We start from the raw sequence: 21,381 nt of genomic DNA on the forward strand, positions 1-21,381 counted from the left end.
AGCCATGACCTTACGTGTTGCCATCGCCGGGTTCGGAAAAATGGGGAAGATTCGCGCCCGCTATCTTCGCGAAAATGCGGCAACGACGCTGGTCGGCATCTATGAAAAGAATGTCGATCTGCTCGAAAGCGATGACGACAAATCCTTGCAGGTCACTGATTTCGATGCCTTGCTGGCATTGAAGCCGGATGCTGTATTCGTCTGTGCCTTCAACAACGTGGCGGCGGACTATACGATTCGTGCCTTGAATGCCGGGATGCACGTGTTTTGCGAAAAGCCGCCGGCACGCGATACGCGTGAATTAAGCCGCGTTATCGGGGCCGAGAAGGCGTGTGGCACCGTGTTGAAATACGGCTTCAATCACCGCCTGCATTACAGCGTGATGGAAGCCAAGCGGATCATCGACAGCCAATCGCTCGGCCCTTTGCTCTGGATCCGCGGCATCTACGGCAAGGCGGGGAGCATCGACTACGGCTCGAACTGGCGTAATTTCAAGGAATATTCCGGCGGCGGGATCTTGATGGATCAGGGTATTCATATGCTCGATTTGTTCCATTACCTGACCGGTCTCGATTTCGCCGTGACGAGCAGTGTGCTGACCAACAGCTATTGGAAGGTGGAGGTCGAGGACAATGCCTTCGTTACCTTGCAGAGCGGCCCCATTGTTGCCACGCTGCATTCCAGCGCGAATCAGTGGAAGCACAAGTTTTTGCTTGAAATGCATTTCGCCGAGGGCTACCTGACCCTCGATGGTATCTTGTCCGAATCGCGCAGTTACACGCCGGAAACCCTGTGTCTTGGGCGGCGCGAATTTGAAGACATCACCTTTGCCATGGGCAAGCCCGCCGAGCAAACCACCTGGTATGAATACGACAACAGCTGGAAACTCGAGCTCGCGGAGTTCCTGGCGGCAATCGGACAGGGTGCGCCTTATAACGGCACCAGTCACGACGCATTCCGGGTGCTCGATCTTGTCGAGAGAATTTATGACAAAAGCGGAATCCACCGCTAGGCGGGCGCTCGTGACCGGGGCCAGTCGGGGGATTGGCCTGGCCATCGCGACCACCCTCGCAGCGCAGGGCCACGAGGTCGTCTGCCCGACCCGGCAGCAACTCGACTTGGCCTGCGCCGATTCGGTGCTGGCCTATGTTGCCGCCGATACCCAGTTCGACATTCTGGTGAACAACGCCGGGATTAATATCATCAAGCCGCTGGCCGAGATCACGCTGGCCGATATCCGGCGCTTGAACCAGACCAATCTGGAGTCGCCCTTGCTGCTCATGCAGGCGCTGGCACCCCATATGCGCCAGCAGCGCTTCGGGCGGATGGTCAATATCAGCTCGATTTGGGGGCAGCGCGCGAAAGAGTACCGAACTCTGTACTGCGGGAGCAAATTCGGTCTGATCGGCTATACCAAGGCCCTGGCCCGTGAATTGGCGGCCGATAACATCCTGGTCAATGCCGTCTGTCCGGGCTTTACCGATACCGAATTGACGGCGGCCAGCCTGAGCCCTGAACAGCGGGACGAATTGGTTTCCGACGTGCCATTGCAGCGTCTGGCCAGCCCGATAGAAATTGCCAACTATGTCGCCTTTCTGGCGTCGGCACAAAACAGCTTTGTGACGGGCCAGGCGCTGGTGGTCGATGGGGGATTTCTCGCATGAACCATGTGCGGATTCCGTCGCGGATCCACGACTACGATGTCCATATCGGCGCCGATTTGTCGCCGCTCGCCGGTTTGATCGCCGATGGCAAGACGGTGTTTGTCGTCGACGCCGAGATCGCGCAGCGCTATGCCGCTGCCTTCTCCGGCTTGCCGGCTGAGCGTTTGCTCTGCCTGCCGGCCCGCGAGAGCCTGAAGAACCTCGAGACCGTGATGCAGATCTATCGCTTTCTGCTGACCTTCGATATCAAGCGGCAACTGCATCTGGTCAGCGTGGGGGGCGGAATCATCCAGGATGTGAGCGGCTTCGCAGCGTCAACCCTGTACCGTGGCATTCACTGGACATTTTTCCCCACCACCCTATTGGCTCAGGCCGATAGCTGCGTGGGGAGCAAGACCTCGCTCAATTTCGACGAATATAAAAATACCCTGGGTAGTTTCTACCCGCCGCAGCAGGTGTTCATTTGCACCGACTTCCTGAAAACACTGCCCGCCCAGGCGATTGACAGCGGCGTCGGTGAAATCATCAAGTTCTTGCTGCTGACTGATCTCGAAAAGCCGTCCCTGATCAAGATCGCAGCCTTGCTGGAGGAAGTTCGCCAGGAGAATTACCTGGCGGCGATTTACGAAACGCATCTGGTCAAAAAGTCTTATATCCAGCAGGACGAATTTGATGTCGGCAAACGCAACCTCTTCAACTATGGTCACTGTTTTGGTCACGCCCTGGAGGCGACTTCGGACTATGCCGTGCCGCACGGCGTTGCCGTGACCATCGGCATGTGGTTTGCCAATATCCTGAGCGTCGAGCGCGGGTATTTGTCGGCTTCGCTGCATCAGCATCTGCGCGACGTGTTTTTCCGCCCCAATATCAATGTTCCGGTCACCCAGGACTATCTCGCCGCCGAGGCGATCATCGCTGCGCTCAAGCGCGATAAAAAGCGGGTGGGCAGCGCGCTGACCATGATCCTGCTGGTCAACGACGGAATGGGGTCGGCCAAGGTCGACGACATCCAGCCGGAGGAGGTGGCCAGAGCATTGATCCTGTTCGGCAAGGAGTGGTCATTCGCGTGAAAGTTGCGGTCACATCAAAGGCCTTCGCCAAGGACCAGGCGCTGGTTGCCTATTTGGCGGCCAACTTTCCGGACTATCGCTTGAATCACGCCACCCGGAAACTGACCGATGCCGAATTGGTCGAGTTTTTGCACGACGCCGATGCGGTGATCCTCGCCCTGGAGCAATTGAATGCGTCCGTCCTCGCGCAGCTGCCGCAGTTGAAGGTGGTCGCCAAGTTCGGGGTGGGGCTCGACAACATCGATTTTGCTGCCTGTGCGGCACGGCAAATTCCCGTCCTGCATCAGGCCGGGGTCAATCGCCAGGCCGTCGCCGAACTGAGCTTGTGCATGGCCCTGATGCTGTTGCGCAATGTCTATGTCACGGCCAATCTGTTGTCCGGCGGCACCTGGCTCAAGCAAGGCGGGCATAGTCTGTTCGGCAAGACGGTCGGGATCATTGGCTTCGGCCATGTCGGGACGGCCCTGGCTGCGCTGCTCCAGCCCTTTGGCTGCGAGATTCTGGTGCACGATATTGTCGACAAGACAGCGGAGTGTCAGGCCCTGGGGGCGCGGCAAGTGCCGTTGGGCACCGTGCTGACGACGTCTGCCGTGCTCAGTCTGCATTGCCCGCTGACCGACTTGACCGCCGGCATGGTCGATGCGGATTCTCTCGCCGCCATGCAGCGCGGGGCCATCCTGATCAACACGGCGCGTGGCGAGTTGGTCGACCTGACGGCGCTCGAGGCCGCGCTGCGGGCGGGCACCATCGCCGGGGCAGCACTCGATGTGTATGACCCGGAGCCGCCCGTCCAGCATGCGCTACTGGCCTTGCCCAACCTGATTCCGACGCCCCATATCGGCGGCAATTCCAAGGAAGCGACGGAGGCGATGGGGAAGTCGGCCATCGACCTGTTGCTTGCCTATGCCCGTAACCCGACCTCTGTGAGTAGAGTATGACTTCACCTGCGAAAAAGCCTGTCATCGTTGCCATGATCCCGGCGCGGCTGGGCAGCCAACGGATTCCGAAGAAAAACCTGCGCTTGTTGGGGGGGCGGGTGCTGACCCAGTGGGTCGGGCAGGCCTGTATCGATGCGGGAATTTTCGATTCGATTTATATCAATTCGGAGTCGGATGTCTTCGCCCCGATCGCGGCGGCCTCCGGTTTGTCGTTTTATCAGCGGCCCACCGAGCTCGCTGGCAATGGGGCCAGCAACGACGATTTTGCGCTCGATTTCATCAACCAGGTGCGCTGCGATGTTCTCGTCCAGGTCAATCCGACGTCGCCGTTCACCTCGGCCGACGATATTCGCGCCCTGGTCCGAATGTTTGTCGAGGGCGATTACAAGACGGTGCACACGGTCAAAGAGGAGCAGATCGAGGGGCTGTTCCAGGGCCGGCCTTTGAATTTCGATCCGGAAAAGCAAATGCCCCCGTCGCAGGATCTGGTACCGGTGCAATTGTTCACTTCGTCGATCATGGCCTGGGATACGGCCAACTTCCGCCAGAACATGGCGGCGCATGGCTGTGCGGTGTACGGCGGGGCGCAGAAGACCGGCTATTACGTTATCCGCGGGGAAGGCATGATCGATATCGATCACGAAAAAGACTTTAATCTGGCAGAAGCCATTCTGACCATGAAAACGCAGCCGGCGGAGAAGCATTACTATGAAATCTGATGCGAATGTCCCATCCATCCTAAAAAAGGATGGCGTCATGGAAACCTTCCTCGATCTGGCCAACCAGAGCGTCACCCATATCCCCGACCTGATTGCGCGTTATGGTAAAAGCCATTCTTGGGCGCACACCCTGGTCAATACAGAGTCGAATTCGGCGACGCTGATTTGCCAGTTGCCCGGCGAGGGTAATCGCAAGCACCATCACCCGGACTGGAATGAATGGTGGTTCATCGTCGATGGCTCTTGGGAATGGGACATCGAAGGCGAGATACGTGAAATATACAAGGGCGATCTGGTTTTTATCGAGAAGAATAAAAAGCACAAGATAACCGCCTGTGGCGAGGTTGCCGCCATTCGCCTGGCGGTCAGTCGTTACGATGTCGCTCATGTATACGAAGCGGACGATTATTGATGAATTTCGTCTTCCCTCTCAGCGTCGATTTGGCCAAATCGCGCGGTTCGTACTTGCATGACGAGTTGAGTGGGGCATCGTATCTCGATTTGTTCAGCGGCTATGCATCGATGCCCCTGGGCTACAACCACCCGGTATTCGATGCGCAATTTGATCAGGAAATCCGTCAGGTCGCCCATGTCCGGATGACCAATAACGTGATGTCGAGCCAGCCCTTGCGGGCCTTTGTCGATGCCCTGCGGACCCATGTGTTCAGCCCCTACCTTCACTTTACCTGCACGGGGGCGCTGGCGGTCGAGGCGGCGATCAAGACGGCCATGAGCCACGCCGCGCATGCCGCGCCCAAAGTCTTGTGTCTGGAAAATGCTTTCCATGGCGTCAATTGCTGGGGGTTCGCCACCAGTCGGGTCGGCGTGACGGCGGCGCGGATGGCGGACTACCCCGATATCGGCTGGTTGCACCTCGCCCTGCCGGCAGCCATTGCCCATTTGCAGTGCCTAGCCGAGGCGGGCGATGTGGTCGCGCTGATTATCGAACCGATTCAGGCGACCAGCGGCGATATCCATTTGCCCGCGACGCAACTCCGCGAACTGGTTGGCGAGGCCAGGCGACTGGGGATCTGCGTGATCATGGATGAAATCCAGACCGGCTTCGGGGTGAGCGGCACCATGTGGTACGGCGAGCAACTGGGTATCGAGCCGGATATTCTGGTCTTCGGTAAAAAGGCCCAAGTTTGTGGAATTTGCGTGAGCCCGCGCTTTGCCGATATTTTTGCCAGTCCCTATCAGAAACTGGATGTCACCTTCGATGGCGATCTGCTCGACATGATTCGCGCCCGTTACATATTGAAAGCCTATGCCGAGCACGGCTTGGTGGCGCGGGCGCCGGAAGTGGCAGCCCGATTCCGGGCGGCATTGGCCGGCGCGGTAGCGAATTTTCGTGCGGCGGGCTGTCTGATTGCATTTGACCTGCCAGACCAGGCGATCCGGGATGCGCTGGTCGCGGCCTGCTTTGCCGACCGTTTGTTGATCAACAAGGCGGGCGAACGGGCGATTCGACTAAGACCGAATCTGGCCATTTCCGACGCCGAGATCGATTCCGCCTGCCGCATCCTGGCCCGTCATCTCGGATAGCCGGCCCGACCGGGCGGACTCAGGGCTGGCGCGGTCGAGCGCACAGCCAGCTGGTCGGGCGGAATTTCAGATCGGCCGCCAGCACCGGCGAGTCGTTGGCAACGCATAAGCGGGCCCAGCGTTCGGCCAGCACGCCGAATTCATCGTGCCAGTCCGGGCGAATCCCGCTGGCGAGACGCTCCAGCCAGCCGCGCGCCCGCATCAGTTGCACCACCGAAAGGCCTGGCGTGATGTCGCAACACAAGCGATGGGCTTCGGCATCGATCGTTTCGTCCTCGACGCCGAGTGCCAGCATGAATTGCTTCATGATGATTTCGTAGAGCGCGAGCTGGTGGGCTCGGCGGAGCGATGAGGACTGCTCGGCATGGATCCGGTACTGCATCAGGACTTCGGGAATGTTGGCAAAGCCCGTCGCCGACCGGGTGGCGATCCGGCACCATAAATCCGCGTCTTCGACCGCATCGAAGGCGCTGTCATAGCGGAACTCCCGGAAAATCGGCATTCTTCCCATGATCGCGTTGTGGCCGAATCCGTTCGTGCGAAAAAGAAGTAGGAATTTGATGAAGGCATCCTGCATCCGGTAATGCCAGGTCTCATTGCGGGCCCCGAACAGGCGAATCCAGCTGCCGACAATGCCAATCTCCGGGTGGGCCGACAGAAAAGCCACCTGGCGTTCGAAACGTTCCGGGAGGCAGAGGTCATCGGCATCCATTCGCGCCATCAACTCGCCTTGCCCGAGATCGACGGCGCGGTTCAAGGTCGCCGAAATGCCCCGGTTTTCCTGTGAGACAAAACGGATCCGGCTGTCCATTTGCGCCAGGGCGGCCAGTTTCTCGGCAGTGTCGTCCGTCGAGCCATCGTCGATGGCCAGCAACTCGAATTCGCCATAGGTCTGCGACAGGACGCTCTTCACCGCGGCCTCGACATAAGGGCCGCAGTTGTAGGCCGGCATGATCACCGAGATCAGTGGGTGCTTCATGCGGCGGTCGGCGTCGTCATGGGAAGGCCGGGATCGCCGGGACATGGCGTTGAACGGTGTGGTTTCACAGCGAGAGGTATTGGCTCTTGAATGTTTTGATCTTGTCCGGGGCGACGCCCAGTCGTATCAGGTCGGCCGTAATCGCGGTCTCCCGGCCCAGAACGGAGATGAAAATCAGATCGCAGGGCATTTCGCTCAGGGCGGCCGGGGGGACGTAAAGCATTCCGGCCCGGCTGTGTTGGTGATCGTAAATCCTGTCGGCGATGGCGAGCGCGCGATTATCGGTTGTCGAGAGCAGAAATTTGGATAAGTGGCCGTCGCCATAGATGACATAGCGACAATTGTTTCGGGTCAATGCTGTGAAGCAAGCGCGAATTTCATTGAGCATTTCCGATGCTCGAAAATTGCCGATATCGTTGAACGGGATGTGCGGCAGGGCATGTTGCGATGCGGCTTTGTCGTAATTGGCGAGGCCGTTGAAAATGTATTGGTAGAAATCGGCTGTCGCCTTCATGTCCAGACGTGCCACCCTGGCAAATGCCGCCTCCAGCGGATACCAGGTCGCGAACCGGTCGATGATGGTTTTCAGGGCGTCCTGCAGGCCCGGCGAGTGGAATATTTTTCTGGCCGAATAGACCGAAATTCGGACCAGGCGCAAAAACAGATCATCGTCGTGTTGATCCCGAAGTCCTTGCCGGTCGATGTAATCAACGGCCGCCTGGTAGCCGAAGAACAGGTCGTCTGCTTTCCGGGCGCTGAAACTGGCAGTAATCGATCCATCCCGGCATCGATAAAAATAGAGGACGTCGCTCAGGTTGATGATTTTGTCCGCCTGGTGATAGACACTGAATATGAGGGAGACGTCCTCATAAAAAGAAGCCTCATCGAATTTCAGCTTGTTTTCGATGAATAGCGCGGTCTTGAACACCTGAAAGCAAGCCGAGCTGGGCGCTGCTCCGGATAGCACCGTCGAAAAGCTGGCGTCGACGGTCGGGTTGTCCGGGTATTCATTGCCCGCACTGTCGACGCGGCAATGGTTGAACTTGATGATATCGGGCCGTTCCGCCGCGATGACGTCGAGCAGGCGAAGGATGCCGCCTGGCGCCACCCAGTCGTCGGCATCGAGGAAAAATACATAATCGGTGTCGGTCCGGGCGAGGCCGGCATTGCGGGCCGAGCCGAGACCGCCATTGGCCTTGTCGAGCAAATGCACGTTGCGGTGGGCGTCAACATAGGGTTGTACTCGCCTGGCGGAATCATCGGTTGAACCGTCATTCACGACAATAACCTGAACCTCGGCGAACCCGGCCTGCTTGACCAGGGAGTCCAGGCATTTCCCGATATAGGGCGCCACGTTGTACATCGGAACGATAAAACTCAACATCCCTTGTCCTTAGCCCTTGGCGCAGACGATTAGCTGAGTCGCTTGATGATGGTTGGTGATCCGGTGATCGAGTACATCGAAGCTCTGCTCGATATAGCGCCGGAATTCATCGAACCCCCATTCGCGTTGATGGGCGTAATTGCGCGGCGGGCCAAATCGGGCAGGATCGTCCGCCGCATAGACCAGTTCGCGAACCGGGGTGGATATCAGGAGCACCTTGAAGGATTGGTTTTTGAAATAATCGATGAGCTGGTCGGGGTCGACAAGGTGCTCGATGACATCCGAGCAGATGAGCACGTCGCAGTCGATATCGTTTTCTCGGGAAAGGTCCGAGACCCGCCATTCCCGATCCGGGTAGCGGTCGCGCAGGACGTTGAAGTTCACCTCGAGTTCATAGCCGAGCGTTTCATACTGCTTCAAATAAGTCATTAATTTGAAGCCGGAGCCACAGCCGAAATCAGCGACGGATTGCCAATTGTTCTTGATCAGCCAGCCCAAGGCGTGCAGATAGACTTCCAGTTGCCATTCGTCTTCAGCGCTCTGGTCGTCGTAGTGGTGATAGGCAATTCGGGCCGCGTAACGAGGGTCGATGGCAAAGTTTTTGCGCGGCGAAAAATCAATCGAAGCGCGCTCATCGAGCAAATTCCTGATGCGATAAGCCGCCAGTTTTCCCGGGGGAACAGTCGATGAAACATTGCATTTGCGGTCCAGGAACTGCCGGGCTGCGGCGCGCCCAAATTCCGGATCGGCCGCTGCGGCGGTCAGGCAGGCCAGCAAGTCCTGGCGATTCGTGGCGATCCGGTAGGCACCCTGTGGATTTTTATACAGGGATACCGTTTCGCCGTGCGGATTGTAGTAAATCACCTGTTTGCCGAGCGCCAGACTTTCGAGGATGACCGTGCTGAAGCGCGAGACGACAATCGAGCTTTCCCGGATGGTGTCATAAACATTTTTTTTCGAAACCAGTTCCGGGGCGAAGTCGCCATGGTCGGCGTGGTGTTGCGAAATAATGAAGTCGAGATTCGCTTCACGACAGGCGGCGATCGCATCATCAACCCATGCCGCGCGAACCTCTTCGAACGTGCCATAGGTGAAATTGACATTGAGCATGACCTTCGGTCTGGGCGGCCGATATTTTGTTTCATGGTAAAAGTCGAACATTTTCGGCAAGCCGATAATGCTGGTCTGTTCCCGCTTGTGATCGAGATATTTCTGATCATCCGAGCCCATCAACAACACATATTCGACGGTGTTGTAGGCGTTGCGCTCGTAGTCATAGTCGGCGTCCTCAAAATCTTCGATGCCATCGATAATCCCGATGGTCAGTCCGCCAGCGGCACGCTCGGCCTGCAACAAGGGGCGACCGAAGGCGGAGTCCCAGTCGATTGAGGCGACCAGGGCCCGGCGCACGGTTGACGCTACCTGGTCCTTGCCGATGAAAGTGACATCGGGATTGCAGGCGATCCCTTTCTTCAGGTTGTCATCGAATTCGGAACCCGCATCGACCAGCGCCGAGGTGATGCCGATTTTCGACAGTTCCCGGGAGACGATTGCCAGGTCGGTTATGTTGGATTTATTGAAGGGCAATAGGAGAACATCATAAAACCGGTTTTCGGCGAGCAGTAATTGGTACTCTTTGAGGGCCACCAACTCCATGCCATGTTTCTTGTACAAAAAAACCTTGTCGGCGGGGTAATTTTCGGCAATCTGCTGCCAGTAATTCGGACTGTTTACAATGATGAAGTCAAAGTCCGGTACGGTATCGGGTCGATAGACCCCGTCCCCATCCTTGAATGAATCGGCATAGCCGACAAAGGTGATCGAGTCGGGAAGCGATTTGACCAGGGCGATCGAGATGTCGTTGTACGGGGCGACCGCTATTTTTGCTGTTGAAAGCTCTTTGATATTCATTGCTATCCCTTTTTACTCGGCAATTACCAGAACGCCGTGGGCCAGTACATTATCCAAAATGACGTATTTTCGTTTGAGGCGGGAACATATTTCCGTAATTTCCGGCCGGCTAAGATGGGTGAATTGCCTTGATGTGCACGCTTCGCGATCGGCGCTCGGGAGATGGATAATCAATTTTCCATCGTCTTTTACCACCCGTCCCATTTCCATGAAATAGTCGGCAATAAATTCCTTTTCGACCCGTACCAGCGTGTCCATGCAGAAGACGATATCAATCGACCGGTTGGCAATGCCGTGCAATTCATTGCCGGTCGTCTGATAGAAACTGAATTTATCGATATGCGCCGCATAACGCTGCCGGATCACATCGATAAATGCCGTATTTATATCGACGCAGACCAATTTTTTTGCACTTAAAAAGTATTTCAACCACTTGCCCGACATGCTTCCCAGGTCAAGGAGCGTGCTGTCGTCGTCCAGCCAGGACAGCATTTTCTGCAGCACCCATCGATAGTTGCCCAGTGGGTCGTCTGCCGCTTCCGGGTCGCCCCAGGTGTAGCCGTAGCGTTCAATGTCGCACCCCTGGTCGAGGTAGGTCTCGATATGGTTTTGCCAGAAGGTCCGTTGGGCGATCGTGTTGTTGTGAATGCACAGTTGCTCGTTCGTGTACGCGTCAAAACCTGCCGCCTCGACAAAGCGATAGCCCCCGTCGATGGCGCAGACGATGTATGTCTCCGTGTGCGCCAGGCGTTGCTGAATGGCTTGCCAATGGTTGTTGCTGAAAATCAGCGAGATGGTCCCTGGCGGGATGTCCGGCGCCTTCAGGCAATCGTCATCGGTCGCAATGGAATCCGAGTAACCCAGTACCGGGATGGAATACTTTTCCAGATATAAATGAACGACCCGGGTCACCTCATTTTTGGGGGCTAATACAATCGGTTTTCCGAGTGTCTTGAGATCGGCAAACGTTAAGGTGTCGGGCATGCAGAAAACCTTGGCACGGCGGTCATCGATTATTGGGTGGAGGTGCCCGGCTTATGCAAATGGATTGCCGAGCCCGGGTTTCTCTGGCAAGGTAAAAATTTTGGTGCTGCAATGATTATGACAAAAGAATTATTTCAGGATTTCAATGCCGCGCCGTTATTGTGAAATGCGAAACGTCTTGAATATTAGCAAAGCTCAGCCTTGGCCGTTCAACCATAATGGCGGTTCGGCGGCGCGGGCCGCGGTCAGCCGCCCAGTCGCTGAAGCGGCGCTCGTGATGCGGGGCGCTGGTGCTCAAGCATCGTTCGTCCGGGGGGCGTCGGCCCGGGGGCGGCCGGGATGTGTTCAAGTTGGATGTCTATGAGAAATTTTCAGGGTTCTCCCGCGGCTCAGCCGGGCCGGCCGTTCTGGGCTTTGTCGCACGACGCGAAAGCCGTGGCGCTGGTGTGTGGTGCGCCGCGGGTTGTGGTTTCCTATGGCGAACTGGCCGGGCTGGTCGAGCGTTTCGCCGAGCGTGTGATCGAGCAGAGCGGTCCGCGCGCACTGGGTTTCATTGCGGCCCGAAACGATATATCTAGCGTCGTCGGCTATTTGGGGGCAATTCGGGCCGGCCATCCCCTCGCCCTGTTGCCCGCTGCGCTCAGTGCCGGGCAGTTGGCCAATCTGCTCGAACGCTACCGCCCGGACTGGTTGTTGCTCCCCACCGGCCAGGAGGTGCCGGCGGCTTATTCGGCTCAGGCGGGGGAGGGCGGCGTGCTCTGTCGGCGCCAGATGCCGGACCCAGGCCCGCTGCATTCCGAACTCGCCCTGTTGCTGAGCACCTCCGGGTCAACCGGCAGTCCGAAGATGGTCCGCCTCTCGGCGGCCGCCGTTGCCGCCAACGCGCAGGCAATTGCCGATTATCTCGCCATCGGGCCGGATGAGCGGGCCATCACCACCTTGCCGATCAGCTATGCCTATGGGCTGTCGGTACTCAACAGCCATCTCCACGCCGGGGCGACCGTGCTGCTCACCGACGAACCCGTGCTCGGGCGACCATTCTGGGATTTCTGCCGGGATCTGCAGGCGACTTCACTGGCTGGGGTGTCCTACACCTACCAGATGTTGCGCCGGCTTCGCCTGGATCGCATGGACCTGCCCGCCCTGCGTACCCTGACCCAGGCCGGGGGGGCGCTCGATGCGGCGACAAAGGCGGAATTTCTACAGATGGCAGAGGCACGCGACTGGCGGTTTTTCTGCATGTACGGGCAGACCGAAGCCGTGGCCCGCATCGCCTATGTGCCGGCCGAGTGCCTGTCCGGGAAGCTTGATGCCATCGGTATTGCCATTCCGGGAGGCGCCCTGTCCCTTGCGCCGGAAACCGGAGAACTGATCTACAGCGGCCCGAACGTCATGATGGGCTATGCCGAAGGGCGCGCCGACCTGGCGCGCGGCGACGATCTGGGTGGGGTTCTGCATACCGGCGACCTCGCCTCGGTCGATGCCGACGGCTACTTTTCCCTGTACGGGCGTCTGAAGCGAATCGCCAAGGTCTTTGGCCACCGGCTCAATCTCGACGAAATCGAGCGCGGGCTGGAAATTGCTTTTCCGGCCATCCGGTTTGCCGTCGTCGATGGCGGCGATCGCCTGCTGGTGGCGGCGCACGGCCCATTAGACCCAACCGCCGTCGCGGCCGTTCTGCGGACCTCCCTCGGCCTGCACCCGACAGGTTTTCATCTGATTCAGGTCGATGCCTTGCCGATGACCCACAACGACAAGACTGACTATCGCGCACTCGCGGCGATAATGGGCGCATGACCGCCAGTTTTGACACGACAGCTCCCTTTTCCCAGGCGCAGGCGGCGAAGGAAGGCCGCCTGCTCGCCGTCCTGCGCGACCTGACGCAGCACCATTTCGATCACTGCCCGGCCTATGCCCGCATGCTCTCCACCTGGCATCCGGACTGGGGGCGGGCCGAGTCGATCACGGCGCTGCCCTGGTTGCCGGTCGGGCTGTTCAAGCGCCTCCAGTTGATCAGCGTGCCGGCCGCCGAGATTGTCCGCGAGCTCAATTCCTCAGGAACGACGGGCAGTGCGCCGGCCCGCATCTATTTGGATGGTCCGACTGCTCGCCGGCAGACGCAGGCCCTGCTCGCCATCGTCAAGGATTTCCTCGGCGTGGCGCGCCGGCCGATGCTGATCATCGACAGCGACACGCCGCTGGTAAAGAATGCTCCCTTGTCCGCCCGGCGCGCCGCTGTGCTCGGGTTTTCGACCTTTGGCCGGGATCACACCTATGCACTGAGGCCCGATCTACAGATCGACTGGCCGGTGGTCAACGCTTTCCTGAGTCGCCACGCCGGTCAGCCCATCCTCGTCTTCGGTTTCACCTTCATGATCTGGCACCACCTGCTCACCGCCTTGGCCGACCTGGGCCTAAGGCTGCCGGAGGGCTCCATTTTGCTCCATGGCGGCGGATGGAAAAAAATGAGTGAACAGCAGGTCGACCCGGCGACCTTCAAGGGTGCGATCCGCCAGTGCCTGGGCGTAGAATCGGTGCATGACTATTACGGAATGGCCGAACAGGTGGGGTCCATCTTCATCGAATGCGCATCCGGCCGCCTCCATGTCCCGGCCTACGCCGAGGTTGTCATTCGCGACCGGTACAGCCTGCGGCCCTTGGCGGCGGGCCAGACGGGACTGATCCAGGTACTCTCCGAGCTGCCCCTGAGCTACCCCGGACACAGTGTGCTGACTGAAGATGTCGGCGCCTGGCTCGGTGTCGACGATTGCCCCTGCGGGCGCCTCGGGCGCACCCTGCGTGTCGATGGCCGTCTGCCCCAGGCCGAATTGCGGGGTTGCAGCGATACTGGGGGCGGCCTGCGATGAAACTGATCCTCCCCGCCGGGCGCTCCGCCGAGGCTCAGCTCGCCGGACTCGCCGGGGCCAGGCTGGCCGCCTTCGATCAACGCAGCCTTGCCTTCCTCGGTGATTTTTCCGAGCGCATCCTGGCAGACCCGACGCTACGCCCCTATCCCGAACTGATCGCTCTTGGCTACTGGTTCCGTCCCTCCGCCATCGCCCGGCTGCACCAGCGCTATCGCGGGATCGCCGGGCCCGGCGTGGTTCGCCCGCGTGGCATCGTGCTGCATTTCGCGCCGGCCAATGTTGACACCCTCTTCGCCTATTCCTGGTTCATTGCCCTGCTTTGCGGCAACCGCAATATCGTTCGTCTCTCGGCGCGCCAATCGCCCGCCCAGGAACGGCTCCTCGCGCTCCTCGCTGACTTGCTCGCGGCGCCCCGGCACGAGGCCGTCGCCGCGGCCAGTGCCATCATCGGCTACGCTCACGATGATGCGATCAGTACCGATTTGTCGCGCCGCTGTCAGGTCCGCGTGGTGTGGGGCGGCGACGAGACGGTGCGGCATATTCGCCGCTTGCCGCTGTCGCCTCTGGCGACGGAACTTGTGTTCGCCAACCGCTACTCGTGGACCCTATTGTCCGCGCGGGCTGTACTCGCGGTGCCGGAAGACGGCCTCGCCCGCCTCGCTACCGCTTTCTTCAATGATGCCTTCTGGTTCGACCAGCAGGCCTGCGCTTCGCCGCGCAGTGTGCTCTGGATCGGCGACGATGACGTCATCACTGCCGCCCAGCGGCGCTTTTGGGCGGCGATTGGGGGCGAACTCGCGGTGCGCGGCATGTATGGCCAGCCGGGGCAATTGATGAGCCGGATCACCGCCGCCCACCTCATGGCCGCCAGTGGCGCCAGCGCGTCAGCCCCGGACGGTGTGGCTGCCTGGCCGCTGCGCCTGGCGGTCGACCGGCTCGATGCGTCCTTGCGCGAGGCGCATTGTGGTCACGGCCTGTTCTGCGAACTGCGGCGTGCGCATCTCGACGATAGCGCCGACCTGTTTTCGCCGGTCGACCAGACGGTCGGCTACTGGGGCCTGGAGCGTGCCGAACTGCTTGGCTGGATCGGCCGCTTGGCCGATGGCGCGGTCGATCAGGTCGTGCCGGTCGGACAGGCCCTCAATTTCGACGATGTCTGGGATGGTCACGACTTGCTGATGGCTTTTTCCCGCGTCCTGGTCCTGAGATGAGCCCGACACCCCCCATGATCCTGCGCCCGGCCACTGCCGCCGACTGTGCCCGTGTACTCGTCTGGCGCAACCATCCCGCCGTCCGCCTGGTGATGTTCTCCAGCCACGAGATCGGGCCCGACGAACACGCGGCGTGGTGGCAGCGCGTCATGGCCGACCCGAGCTATTGCCTGCTAATTCTTAACTGGCAGGGGCAGGATTGCGGCATCGTCAATTTTTCCGCCATTGACCGCGTGGCTGGCTGTTGCGACTGGGGGTTTTATTTCAATCCCGATGCCTTCAGCGATGGTCTCGCCCGACTCAAGGCCTGGAACGAGATGGAGAAGGCCTCGCTCGCGTTTGCCGCCCAGGCGCTGGGCTGCACGACCATCGGCTGCGAGGTAATCGCGAGCAACGCCGCCGTGCTGTCCATGCATGGCCGCTACGGTTTTCGTGAAAGCGGGCGCTATGAGCGCTGGCGCGACGACGCGCCGCTGACCGTCATCCGTCTCGAGCGCCGGGCACCTTAGGTATTTTCGCGAAGGACGCGGATTACTTGCGCCTGCTCAGCCGCTGTCAGGTCGGGAAACAGCGGCAAGCTCAGGCTGCTTTCGTAGAAGGCGCGCGCCTTCGGGAAGTAGTCGACGGGGCGCTGGGCAAAGTAGGGTTGCAGGAAAATCGGAATGTAGTGAACATTCACGGCGATGCCGTTCTCGCGTAGGGCGTCAAAAACCCGGCGCCGGCGCTCGGCAGGGACATGATGCACAAAAAGGTGGCAGGCCGATTGCCTTGCGGCCGGCAGGGCGGTATCGTGCCCTGGCAGCGCTAGCCGATAGTTGCCGGCCAGCGCCTGCCGCTGTGCCGTCCAGGCGTCCACGCGCGTCATCTGGCTGATGCCGAGAGCTGCCTGGATGTCGGTCATCCGGTAATTGAATCCGAGCAACTGTTGCTCGTAATACCATGGGCCGTGGCTGGGATTGACGAATTCTTCTGCATCGCGCGTGATACCGTGGCTGCGTAGCAGGGCCATGGTCCGGGCGAGGCAGGGGTCGTTGGTCATGGCCATACCGCCTTCGCCCGTGGTGATGATTTTGACTGGGTGGAAGCTGAATACCGTGATGTCGCTGTAATGGCAATTACCCGTCGGCGCGCCTTCATCGCGCGCGCCGAGGGCGTGGCAGGCATCCTCGATGATGGCAAAACCATAGCGCTGGCCGAGAGCGTGGATTTCCTGCATTGCGCAGGGCAGGCCGGCAAAATGAACGGGAATGAGTACCTTGGGCAGGCAGCCCGCGCGCTCGGCGCGCACCAGCTTCTGTTCCAGTTCGGCGACCGACAGATTGCCAGTGGCCGGCTCGATATCGACAAAATCGACATCGGCACCGCAGTAGAGAGCGCAATTGGCCGAGGCGACAAAGCTGAGCGGCGAGGTCCACACCCGGTCGCCTGGCCCGACGCCGAGGGCCAGGCAGGCAATATGCAGCGCCGCAGTGCCTGAATTGACGGCCACGCCGAAGCGCGCTCCACAGTAGGTGGCGACCGTCTGTTCGAAACGCGGGACAGCCGGCCCCTGGGTCAGAAAATCGGAGCGCAGAACGCTGACAACCGCCTCGATGTCGGCTTCGCTGATCGACTGCCGGCTGTAAGGGATCATTTTGCTGCCAGCTGGTGCGCCTCGGAGAGAGCGGGGACGGAGAGGAACTCACCGTTGTCCCGCGAGTTGTATTCGAACCCCTGGGCCACCAGCCGGCCTTTCTCGGACCGGGCGGTGGTCGAGAAGTCATTGTTCCGGTTGTTGAAATTAATGGTTGGGCCGATCACGAAAAAGTCGTCGAACTCGAAGGTATGGTAGGAGTCATCGGCAGGACACATGACCTCGTGGAGCTTTTCGCCGGGTCGGATGCCGATGATCTGCTGCGTCAGTTCGGGGGCCATTGCCGTGGCCAGGTCGGTGATCCGGACGGAGGGAAGTTTCGGCACGAAGATCTCGCCGCCTTTCATGCGCTCGAAATTGTTGATCACAAAATCAACGCCTTGCTGCAGCGTGATCCAGAAGCGGGTCATCTCAGGGTGGGTTATTGGCAGGCTGCGGCTGCCGGCTGTGATCAGCTTGCGAAAAAGCGGCACCACCGAGCCGCGCGAACCCGCGACATTGCCATAGCGCACGACCGCGAAACAGGTCGGGTCCTGGCCGGCTATATTGTTGGCCGCGACAAAGAGCTTGTCGGAGGCGAGCTTGGTCGCGCCATAGAGATTGATCGGGTTGGCCGCCTTGTCGGTGGACAGCGCGATGACCTTCTGCACCTTGTTGTTGAGTGCTGCCTGAATCAGGTTTTCGGCGCCATGGATATTGGTCTTGATGCACTCCATCGGATTGTATTCAGCTGCCGGGACCTGCTTGAGCGCGGCAGCATGGACGACGAAATCGACATCGCGCAGTGCCATGTTCAGGCGGCTCGCATCGCGGACGTCGCCAATGAAATAGCGCATGCACTTGGTGTTGAACTCCTGCTGCATCTCGAACTGCTTGAGTTCGTCGCGCGAGTATATGATCAGCCGTTTCGGTTCGTAGCGCTCGAGGACCGTCTTGACCAGCATTTTGCCAAAGGAGCCGGTGCCCCCGGTAATCAGTAAGGTCTTGTTGTTGAACATGGAATGGCCTATCTAGTGGTCAGTTCGGGGCAGTCGTTGGTGCGGCGCGTCAAGGGGTAGAGACAACGCGATTCTTGCCGGTCTCTTTAGCTTTGTACATCGCTTCATCCGCTCGCTTGATCACCGTCGACTGCGTATCCTCGGCCCGCATCAATGTCACGCCCGCGCTGAATGTAATCAGCACCTTCTCGTTGGCATGCAGGAAGAATTTCTTGGTCAGTTCGCGCTGGAGGCGGGTGAGGGCGCTCACCGCGTCGTTCAGCGGAGTGTCCGGTAGCAGGATGATGAATTCTTCACCGCCGTAACGGGCGACAGTGTCTTGTGGCCGGAGCGTTTCACGGCAGATTGTCGCCAGATGAATGAGCGCTTCATCGCCGGTCACGTGCCCCATCGAGTCGTTGAGTTTCTTGAAGTTATCGATGTCGATCAACGCAACGCATAGGGAGGTTTCATGGCGTGTTGCCCGAGCGGCTTCCTTGGTGAAGATTTCCTCCAGACCGCGGCGGTTGAGGACACCGGTCAGTTGGTCGTGACGGACGAGGTCGCTGGTGGTTTCCAGTTCGCGTTCGAGCTCAGTGATGCGCGCTTCCGATTCCTGCACCTTTTGCTGGGTTATTCGCAGTTCGTCGCGGGAGCGCTGGGCGTTGATCTGGATCGTCCTGGTTTCGCGCATGACCTCACCCAGCACGCTTTCCAGTTCGGATATGTCGGTGGCCGAACTGATTTTTCCGGCGCAGCTTTCAATTTTGTCGTGATAATCTGAGGTCGCATCGGCGAAGTCGGCGAGGTGGTCGACGAAGCCGGCCAGCATGCTCTTGATGGCATCCCGGGCTTCCGACAGGCTGGCCTTGAGCTGGCTTTGCTTGTAGAGGACTTCCTTCAGCCGCCGTTCGGCGTCATCTAGGGCGCGCTGTGACAGCGGCTTGTCGATGATTTCCCGGACCACCTCGATCTGTCCGTGCAGCCAGTGGTCGTCAAGGACCAGATCTGTAATGTTGCCGACCAGCAGGCGGAGCAGGCCAAGGAGGCTGTGGCGAAGTTCGGTCTGATCTTCGGCCAGTAGTTCGAGCTTGAAGGCGAAGCGCTTCAGGCGAACGAGAAATTCCTGCAACTGGGCCGGGCTTGTCGCGCTACGGATGTCCTTGGCCAGCGCCTTGGCATCTGCGGAAAGCTGAGGGCTTTCGACCAGTTGAGTGGCCATTGCCGTTTCGAGCGTAAAGGCGAATAGTTCGCGCAGTTCAGGCAAGAGATCGGCGGTTGTTACGGTCAACCCGGAATTCGGGGTAATTTCGACATTGCCGCTTTCGGCGAGATTGACGGCCTCCGCCTCCTTGCCTTGTCCCCACGAGCGTAACAGGCTCTGCAAACGAGTGAACAGCGTATCGGGATTGGCGGCATTGCTCGTCAACACGTGTTCGAGCGACTCGCGTTTGCGGGCGGAGGTCAGCCCCGGATGTTTGGCGTCCCACAGGCGCAGCAGATCGGCTATCAACTCTGACCAGGCCAGTTTTTGCGATTCGGCAAGGCCGGCTACGAAATCACTCAGATACTTCTTGTAGTCATCCCAATTGGCCGCTTTGACCGCCTCTTCGAGTTGCCGGGCCAGGCGTAACTGGTCGGGGGAGGCCTTGGGCAGGGCGGCGGCGAGTGAGCGTAGTTGGGCTTCCGGAAATGAAGCACCCGCCGGTTTGGTCCCGGCGATCTCGTGATAAAGCGTCTGGTAGTTCTCAGGCGATGGCGGAATTCGGCGCGCAGCCAGCAGTCGCAGGGTTTCCCGGGCGATCTCGAAAGGATTGGTGAGAGTGCTCATGTTGAAATTTGAATGTTCAAGCTATAATCGCGCCCCATCACTTGGGCCCCCGTAGCATGAAGGTCGTGCAGTTGATTTGTAATCATCAGGTAGCGGTTCGATTCCGTTCGGGGGCACCAGTAAAATCAAACAGTTAAGCCATTCTTCGGAGTGGCTTTTTTGTTTTCCGGGTGCCGTGCAGGCACCCGAATAGGTTTCGCCGTTAATTTGTCTCAAGTCAGTCAGTTGTAGACTCTCCGAATCATACCTGCACGGCGACACCCTGTTGAGTGACTTGGTGTAATCCTGTTGCTCTTTCATGCAAGCAATAGCCAATCTGCTTACCCATTTTAAAAATAGGGGTATATTCCAATGTTCTAAACACAGGGAGCGTCCGGATGTTTTTCAATAAACTCAATGGGCTTGTTCATGGCCCACGTGCTATGTCGCCGACCCATCGGTTTGTCGAGAAAGTGGTTGCTGCCCTGGGTGAATCGATTTCCGAGGCGAACAACTTCGAACCCATTCTGGCGCAGGCCTTGCATTCTGCAGAGGAGTACTACCATCAGCAGATCAAGGGCATCCCCGGCCCGTTCGAGATTTCGGCCAGTGATTCTTGCCACAATCCGTTTTTCCAGACCGTTTTCCCCGGGCCGGCGGATGTTCAGGCTGCGCTGGGGAGAAGCATCGAGATTCGGGATTTCTTGCCGCCGTTGGCCAGGGAGGGCAAGCTCGAGTTCTTCGGGCTCCTCGGTTTTCGCGAGAAGACGGGGCTGAGCGATGAGCCTGGCCTGCAATTCGCGGATCACACCATCCGCAGCATTGGATATAGCGAAGAGTATTGCCGGGAAAGTCTGCGCAACTCTTGTCTGTATCGTCTGCTCGGGCAGTTCCGTGAGCATGTTGAAATTCTGCGGAACCGGGGGCGGCTCCTCAAATCGGAGTGGGATATTGAAAACGGGGCGCCCGCTCCAACGCCGAAAGATGGTCTGGCTCCCGAGTTTGTTCTGGCCGAACGGGAATTGCAGCCTGACAATCTGTTGAAAGGATTGGTCGCCTGGCTGGAAACCCCCCAAAATCATTTGCGTCTGGAATCGAGCAATATTGCCGTCACCGACCCGTGGCACGGCCGGGCCGAGTTGCCGGTAATGCGCTGCGCCGACCGGCGTCATTGGCTGGTCAGTCTGGTCCAGATCCCCGTTCAGGAAGCCCTCGACGCACTGGCCAGCGAGTCTCGCTGCCATCGTTATATCCTGATCTAGGTGGAGTGACTTTCTTCCGGAACTGTTTTGATTTCATTTCATCGAATCACATGCGGATATCGCATGGACAGTCGGGAAAGGAATTCACATGGATGCCAGCCTGCACACGATGAACAATCTATTTGCCCAGCTTGGATTGCCGGACGATCCGGTGGGCATCGAAAGTTTCATCGTCAGCCACCGGCCCTTGGCGCATGGCGTTGCTCTCTATCGTGCGCCGTTCTGGACGGCGTCCCAACGAGACTTCCTGAAGGAAGAGATCATCGAGGATGCGGACTGGGCCGGGGTGATCGACGAACTCAACGTTCGTCTGTCGTAAGCCGTCAGTCGATTTGCCGGGGCGCGCGCGGCAGACTAATGGCCGACCTAGGCGGCAGCGACTCTGAAAACGGGGCCGCGTTAGGCCGCAAAGGCTCCAGTAGCCGTT

20 protein-coding genes and 1 tRNA gene are annotated in these 21,381 nt (G+C 59.1%); 14 read left to right on the top strand and 7 right to left on the bottom strand.

The window, feature by feature from the left end:
• Nucleotides 1–4 precede the first annotated feature (4 nt).
• The 7 genes from WBK19_RS15465 to WBK19_RS15495 are packed head-to-tail and all read left to right on the top strand — an operon-like array spanning nt 5 to nt 5,936.
• Nucleotides 5–1,012, top strand: a complete 1,008-nt coding sequence (locus tag WBK19_RS15465) for a Gfo/Idh/MocA family protein (RefSeq protein ID WP_511291256.1) — start codon at nt 5–7, stop codon at nt 1,010–1,012.
• The gene (locus WBK19_RS15470) at nt 987–1,664 is read left to right on the top strand and encodes an SDR family NAD(P)-dependent oxidoreductase (RefSeq protein ID WP_511291258.1); all 678 of its coding nucleotides are present in this window, start codon (nt 987–989) and stop codon (nt 1,662–1,664) included. Before WBK19_RS15465 ends, WBK19_RS15470 begins: the two co-directional genes overlap by 26 nt.
• Entirely contained in the window at nt 1,661–2,734 is a 1,074-nt protein-coding gene (locus tag WBK19_RS15475) for a 3-dehydroquinate synthase family protein (RefSeq protein ID WP_511291259.1), read from the top strand. Before WBK19_RS15470 ends, WBK19_RS15475 begins: the two co-directional genes overlap by 4 nt.
• The gene (locus WBK19_RS15480; protein ID WP_511291261.1) at nt 2,731–3,672 is read left to right on the top strand and encodes a phosphoglycerate dehydrogenase; all 942 of its coding nucleotides are present in this window, start codon (nt 2,731–2,733) and stop codon (nt 3,670–3,672) included. Before WBK19_RS15475 ends, WBK19_RS15480 begins: the two co-directional genes overlap by 4 nt.
• Entirely contained in the window at nt 3,669–4,391 is a 723-nt protein-coding gene (locus tag WBK19_RS15485) for an acylneuraminate cytidylyltransferase family protein (RefSeq protein WP_511291262.1), read from the top strand. The genes WBK19_RS15480 and WBK19_RS15485 overlap by 4 nt, the downstream gene beginning before the upstream one ends.
• Nucleotides 4,381–4,803, top strand: coding sequence for a cupin domain-containing protein (locus WBK19_RS15490; RefSeq protein WP_511291264.1), 423 nt, complete (start codon nt 4,381–4,383; stop codon nt 4,801–4,803). The genes WBK19_RS15485 and WBK19_RS15490 overlap by 11 nt, the downstream gene beginning before the upstream one ends.
• A complete protein-coding gene (locus WBK19_RS15495; RefSeq protein ID WP_511291266.1) occupies nt 4,803–5,936 on the top strand; it encodes an aminotransferase class III-fold pyridoxal phosphate-dependent enzyme in 1,134 nt (377 codons plus the stop codon). The genes WBK19_RS15490 and WBK19_RS15495 overlap by 1 nt, the downstream gene beginning before the upstream one ends.
• A gap of 19 nt (nt 5,937–5,955) precedes the next feature.
• Here the strand turns inward: WBK19_RS15495 and WBK19_RS15500 are convergent, their stop codons facing one another.
• The 4 genes from WBK19_RS15500 to WBK19_RS15515 form a co-directional block, all read right to left on the bottom strand.
• Nucleotides 5,956–6,915 carry a glycosyltransferase family 2 protein gene (locus tag WBK19_RS15500; RefSeq protein ID WP_511291268.1) on the bottom strand — a complete coding sequence of 320 codons (960 nt, stop codon included), beginning with the start codon at nt 6,913–6,915 and terminating at the stop codon, nt 5,956–5,958.
• Nucleotides 6,916–6,979: 64 nt separating this feature from the next.
• Nucleotides 6,980–8,299, bottom strand: a complete 1,320-nt coding sequence (locus WBK19_RS15505; protein WP_511291270.1) for a glycosyltransferase family 2 protein — start codon at nt 8,297–8,299, stop codon at nt 6,980–6,982.
• 9 nt (nt 8,300–8,308) lie between these two features.
• The gene (locus tag WBK19_RS15510; RefSeq protein ID WP_511291272.1) at nt 8,309–10,210 is read right to left on the bottom strand and encodes a class I SAM-dependent methyltransferase; all 1,902 of its coding nucleotides are present in this window, start codon (nt 10,208–10,210) and stop codon (nt 8,309–8,311) included.
• 12 nt (nt 10,211–10,222) lie between these two features.
• Nucleotides 10,223–11,194, bottom strand: a complete 972-nt coding sequence (locus WBK19_RS15515; RefSeq protein ID WP_511291274.1) for a class I SAM-dependent methyltransferase — start codon at nt 11,192–11,194, stop codon at nt 10,223–10,225.
• Nucleotides 11,195–11,554: 360 nt separating this feature from the next.
• On the opposite strand from WBK19_RS15515, the gene WBK19_RS15520 reads away from it, so the two are divergent.
• From WBK19_RS15520 to pseH, 4 genes are read left to right on the top strand one after another with little or no spacing between them, the layout of a single operon-like run.
• A complete protein-coding gene (locus WBK19_RS15520) occupies nt 11,555–12,991 on the top strand; it encodes an AMP-binding protein (protein WP_511291276.1) in 1,437 nt (478 codons plus the stop codon).
• Nucleotides 12,988–14,061, top strand: coding sequence for a LuxE/PaaK family acyltransferase (locus tag WBK19_RS15525; protein ID WP_511291278.1), 1,074 nt, complete (start codon nt 12,988–12,990; stop codon nt 14,059–14,061). The genes WBK19_RS15520 and WBK19_RS15525 overlap by 4 nt, the downstream gene beginning before the upstream one ends.
• The gene (locus WBK19_RS15530) at nt 14,058–15,272 is read left to right on the top strand and encodes an acyl-CoA reductase (RefSeq protein WP_511291280.1); all 1,215 of its coding nucleotides are present in this window, start codon (nt 14,058–14,060) and stop codon (nt 15,270–15,272) included. Before WBK19_RS15525 ends, WBK19_RS15530 begins: the two co-directional genes overlap by 4 nt.
• Nucleotides 15,269–15,781 carry a UDP-4-amino-4,6-dideoxy-N-acetyl-beta-L-altrosamine N-acetyltransferase gene (pseH, locus tag WBK19_RS15535; RefSeq protein ID WP_511291282.1) on the top strand — a complete coding sequence of 171 codons (513 nt, stop codon included), beginning with the start codon at nt 15,269–15,271 and terminating at the stop codon, nt 15,779–15,781. The genes WBK19_RS15530 and pseH overlap by 4 nt, the downstream gene beginning before the upstream one ends.
• On the opposite strand, the gene pseC is transcribed toward pseH, so the two are convergent.
• The 3 genes from pseC to WBK19_RS15550 are packed head-to-tail and all read right to left on the bottom strand — an operon-like array spanning nt 15,778 to nt 19,713.
• Nucleotides 15,778–16,905 (bottom strand): UDP-4-amino-4,6-dideoxy-N-acetyl-beta-L-altrosamine transaminase, encoded by a 1,128-nt coding sequence (gene pseC, locus WBK19_RS15540; protein WP_511291284.1) that lies wholly within the window; start codon nt 16,903–16,905, stop codon nt 15,778–15,780. The two genes, pseH and pseC, sit on opposite strands and share 4 nt — an antisense overlap.
• The gene (gene pseB, locus WBK19_RS15545; protein ID WP_511291286.1) at nt 16,902–17,903 is read right to left on the bottom strand and encodes a UDP-N-acetylglucosamine 4,6-dehydratase (inverting); all 1,002 of its coding nucleotides are present in this window, start codon (nt 17,901–17,903) and stop codon (nt 16,902–16,904) included. Before pseB ends, pseC begins: the two co-directional genes overlap by 4 nt.
• Before the next feature lie 49 nt (nt 17,904–17,952).
• Nucleotides 17,953–19,713, bottom strand: a complete 1,761-nt coding sequence (locus WBK19_RS15550; protein ID WP_511291288.1) for a GGDEF domain-containing protein — start codon at nt 19,711–19,713, stop codon at nt 17,953–17,955.
• Nucleotides 19,714–19,758: 45 nt separating this feature from the next.
• On the opposite strand from WBK19_RS15550, the gene WBK19_RS15555 reads away from it, so the two are divergent.
• From WBK19_RS15555 to WBK19_RS15565, 3 genes are all read left to right on the top strand, one after another.
• A tRNA-Thr gene (locus WBK19_RS15555) sits at nt 19,759–19,832 on the top strand.
• 258 nt (nt 19,833–20,090) lie between these two features.
• Entirely contained in the window at nt 20,091–20,954 is an 864-nt protein-coding gene (locus WBK19_RS15560) for a hypothetical protein (protein ID WP_511291290.1), read from the top strand.
• A gap of 88 nt (nt 20,955–21,042) precedes the next feature.
• Nucleotides 21,043–21,273, top strand: a complete 231-nt coding sequence (locus WBK19_RS15565) for a DUF2789 domain-containing protein (protein ID WP_511291292.1) — start codon at nt 21,043–21,045, stop codon at nt 21,271–21,273.
• Nucleotides 21,274–21,381: the final 108 nt, after the last annotated feature.

Origin of the sequence: Azonexus sp., from assembly GCF_049652925.1 — a bacterium.
In the GTDB taxonomy this organism is placed as follows: Bacteria; Pseudomonadota; Gammaproteobacteria; order Burkholderiales; family Rhodocyclaceae; genus Azonexus.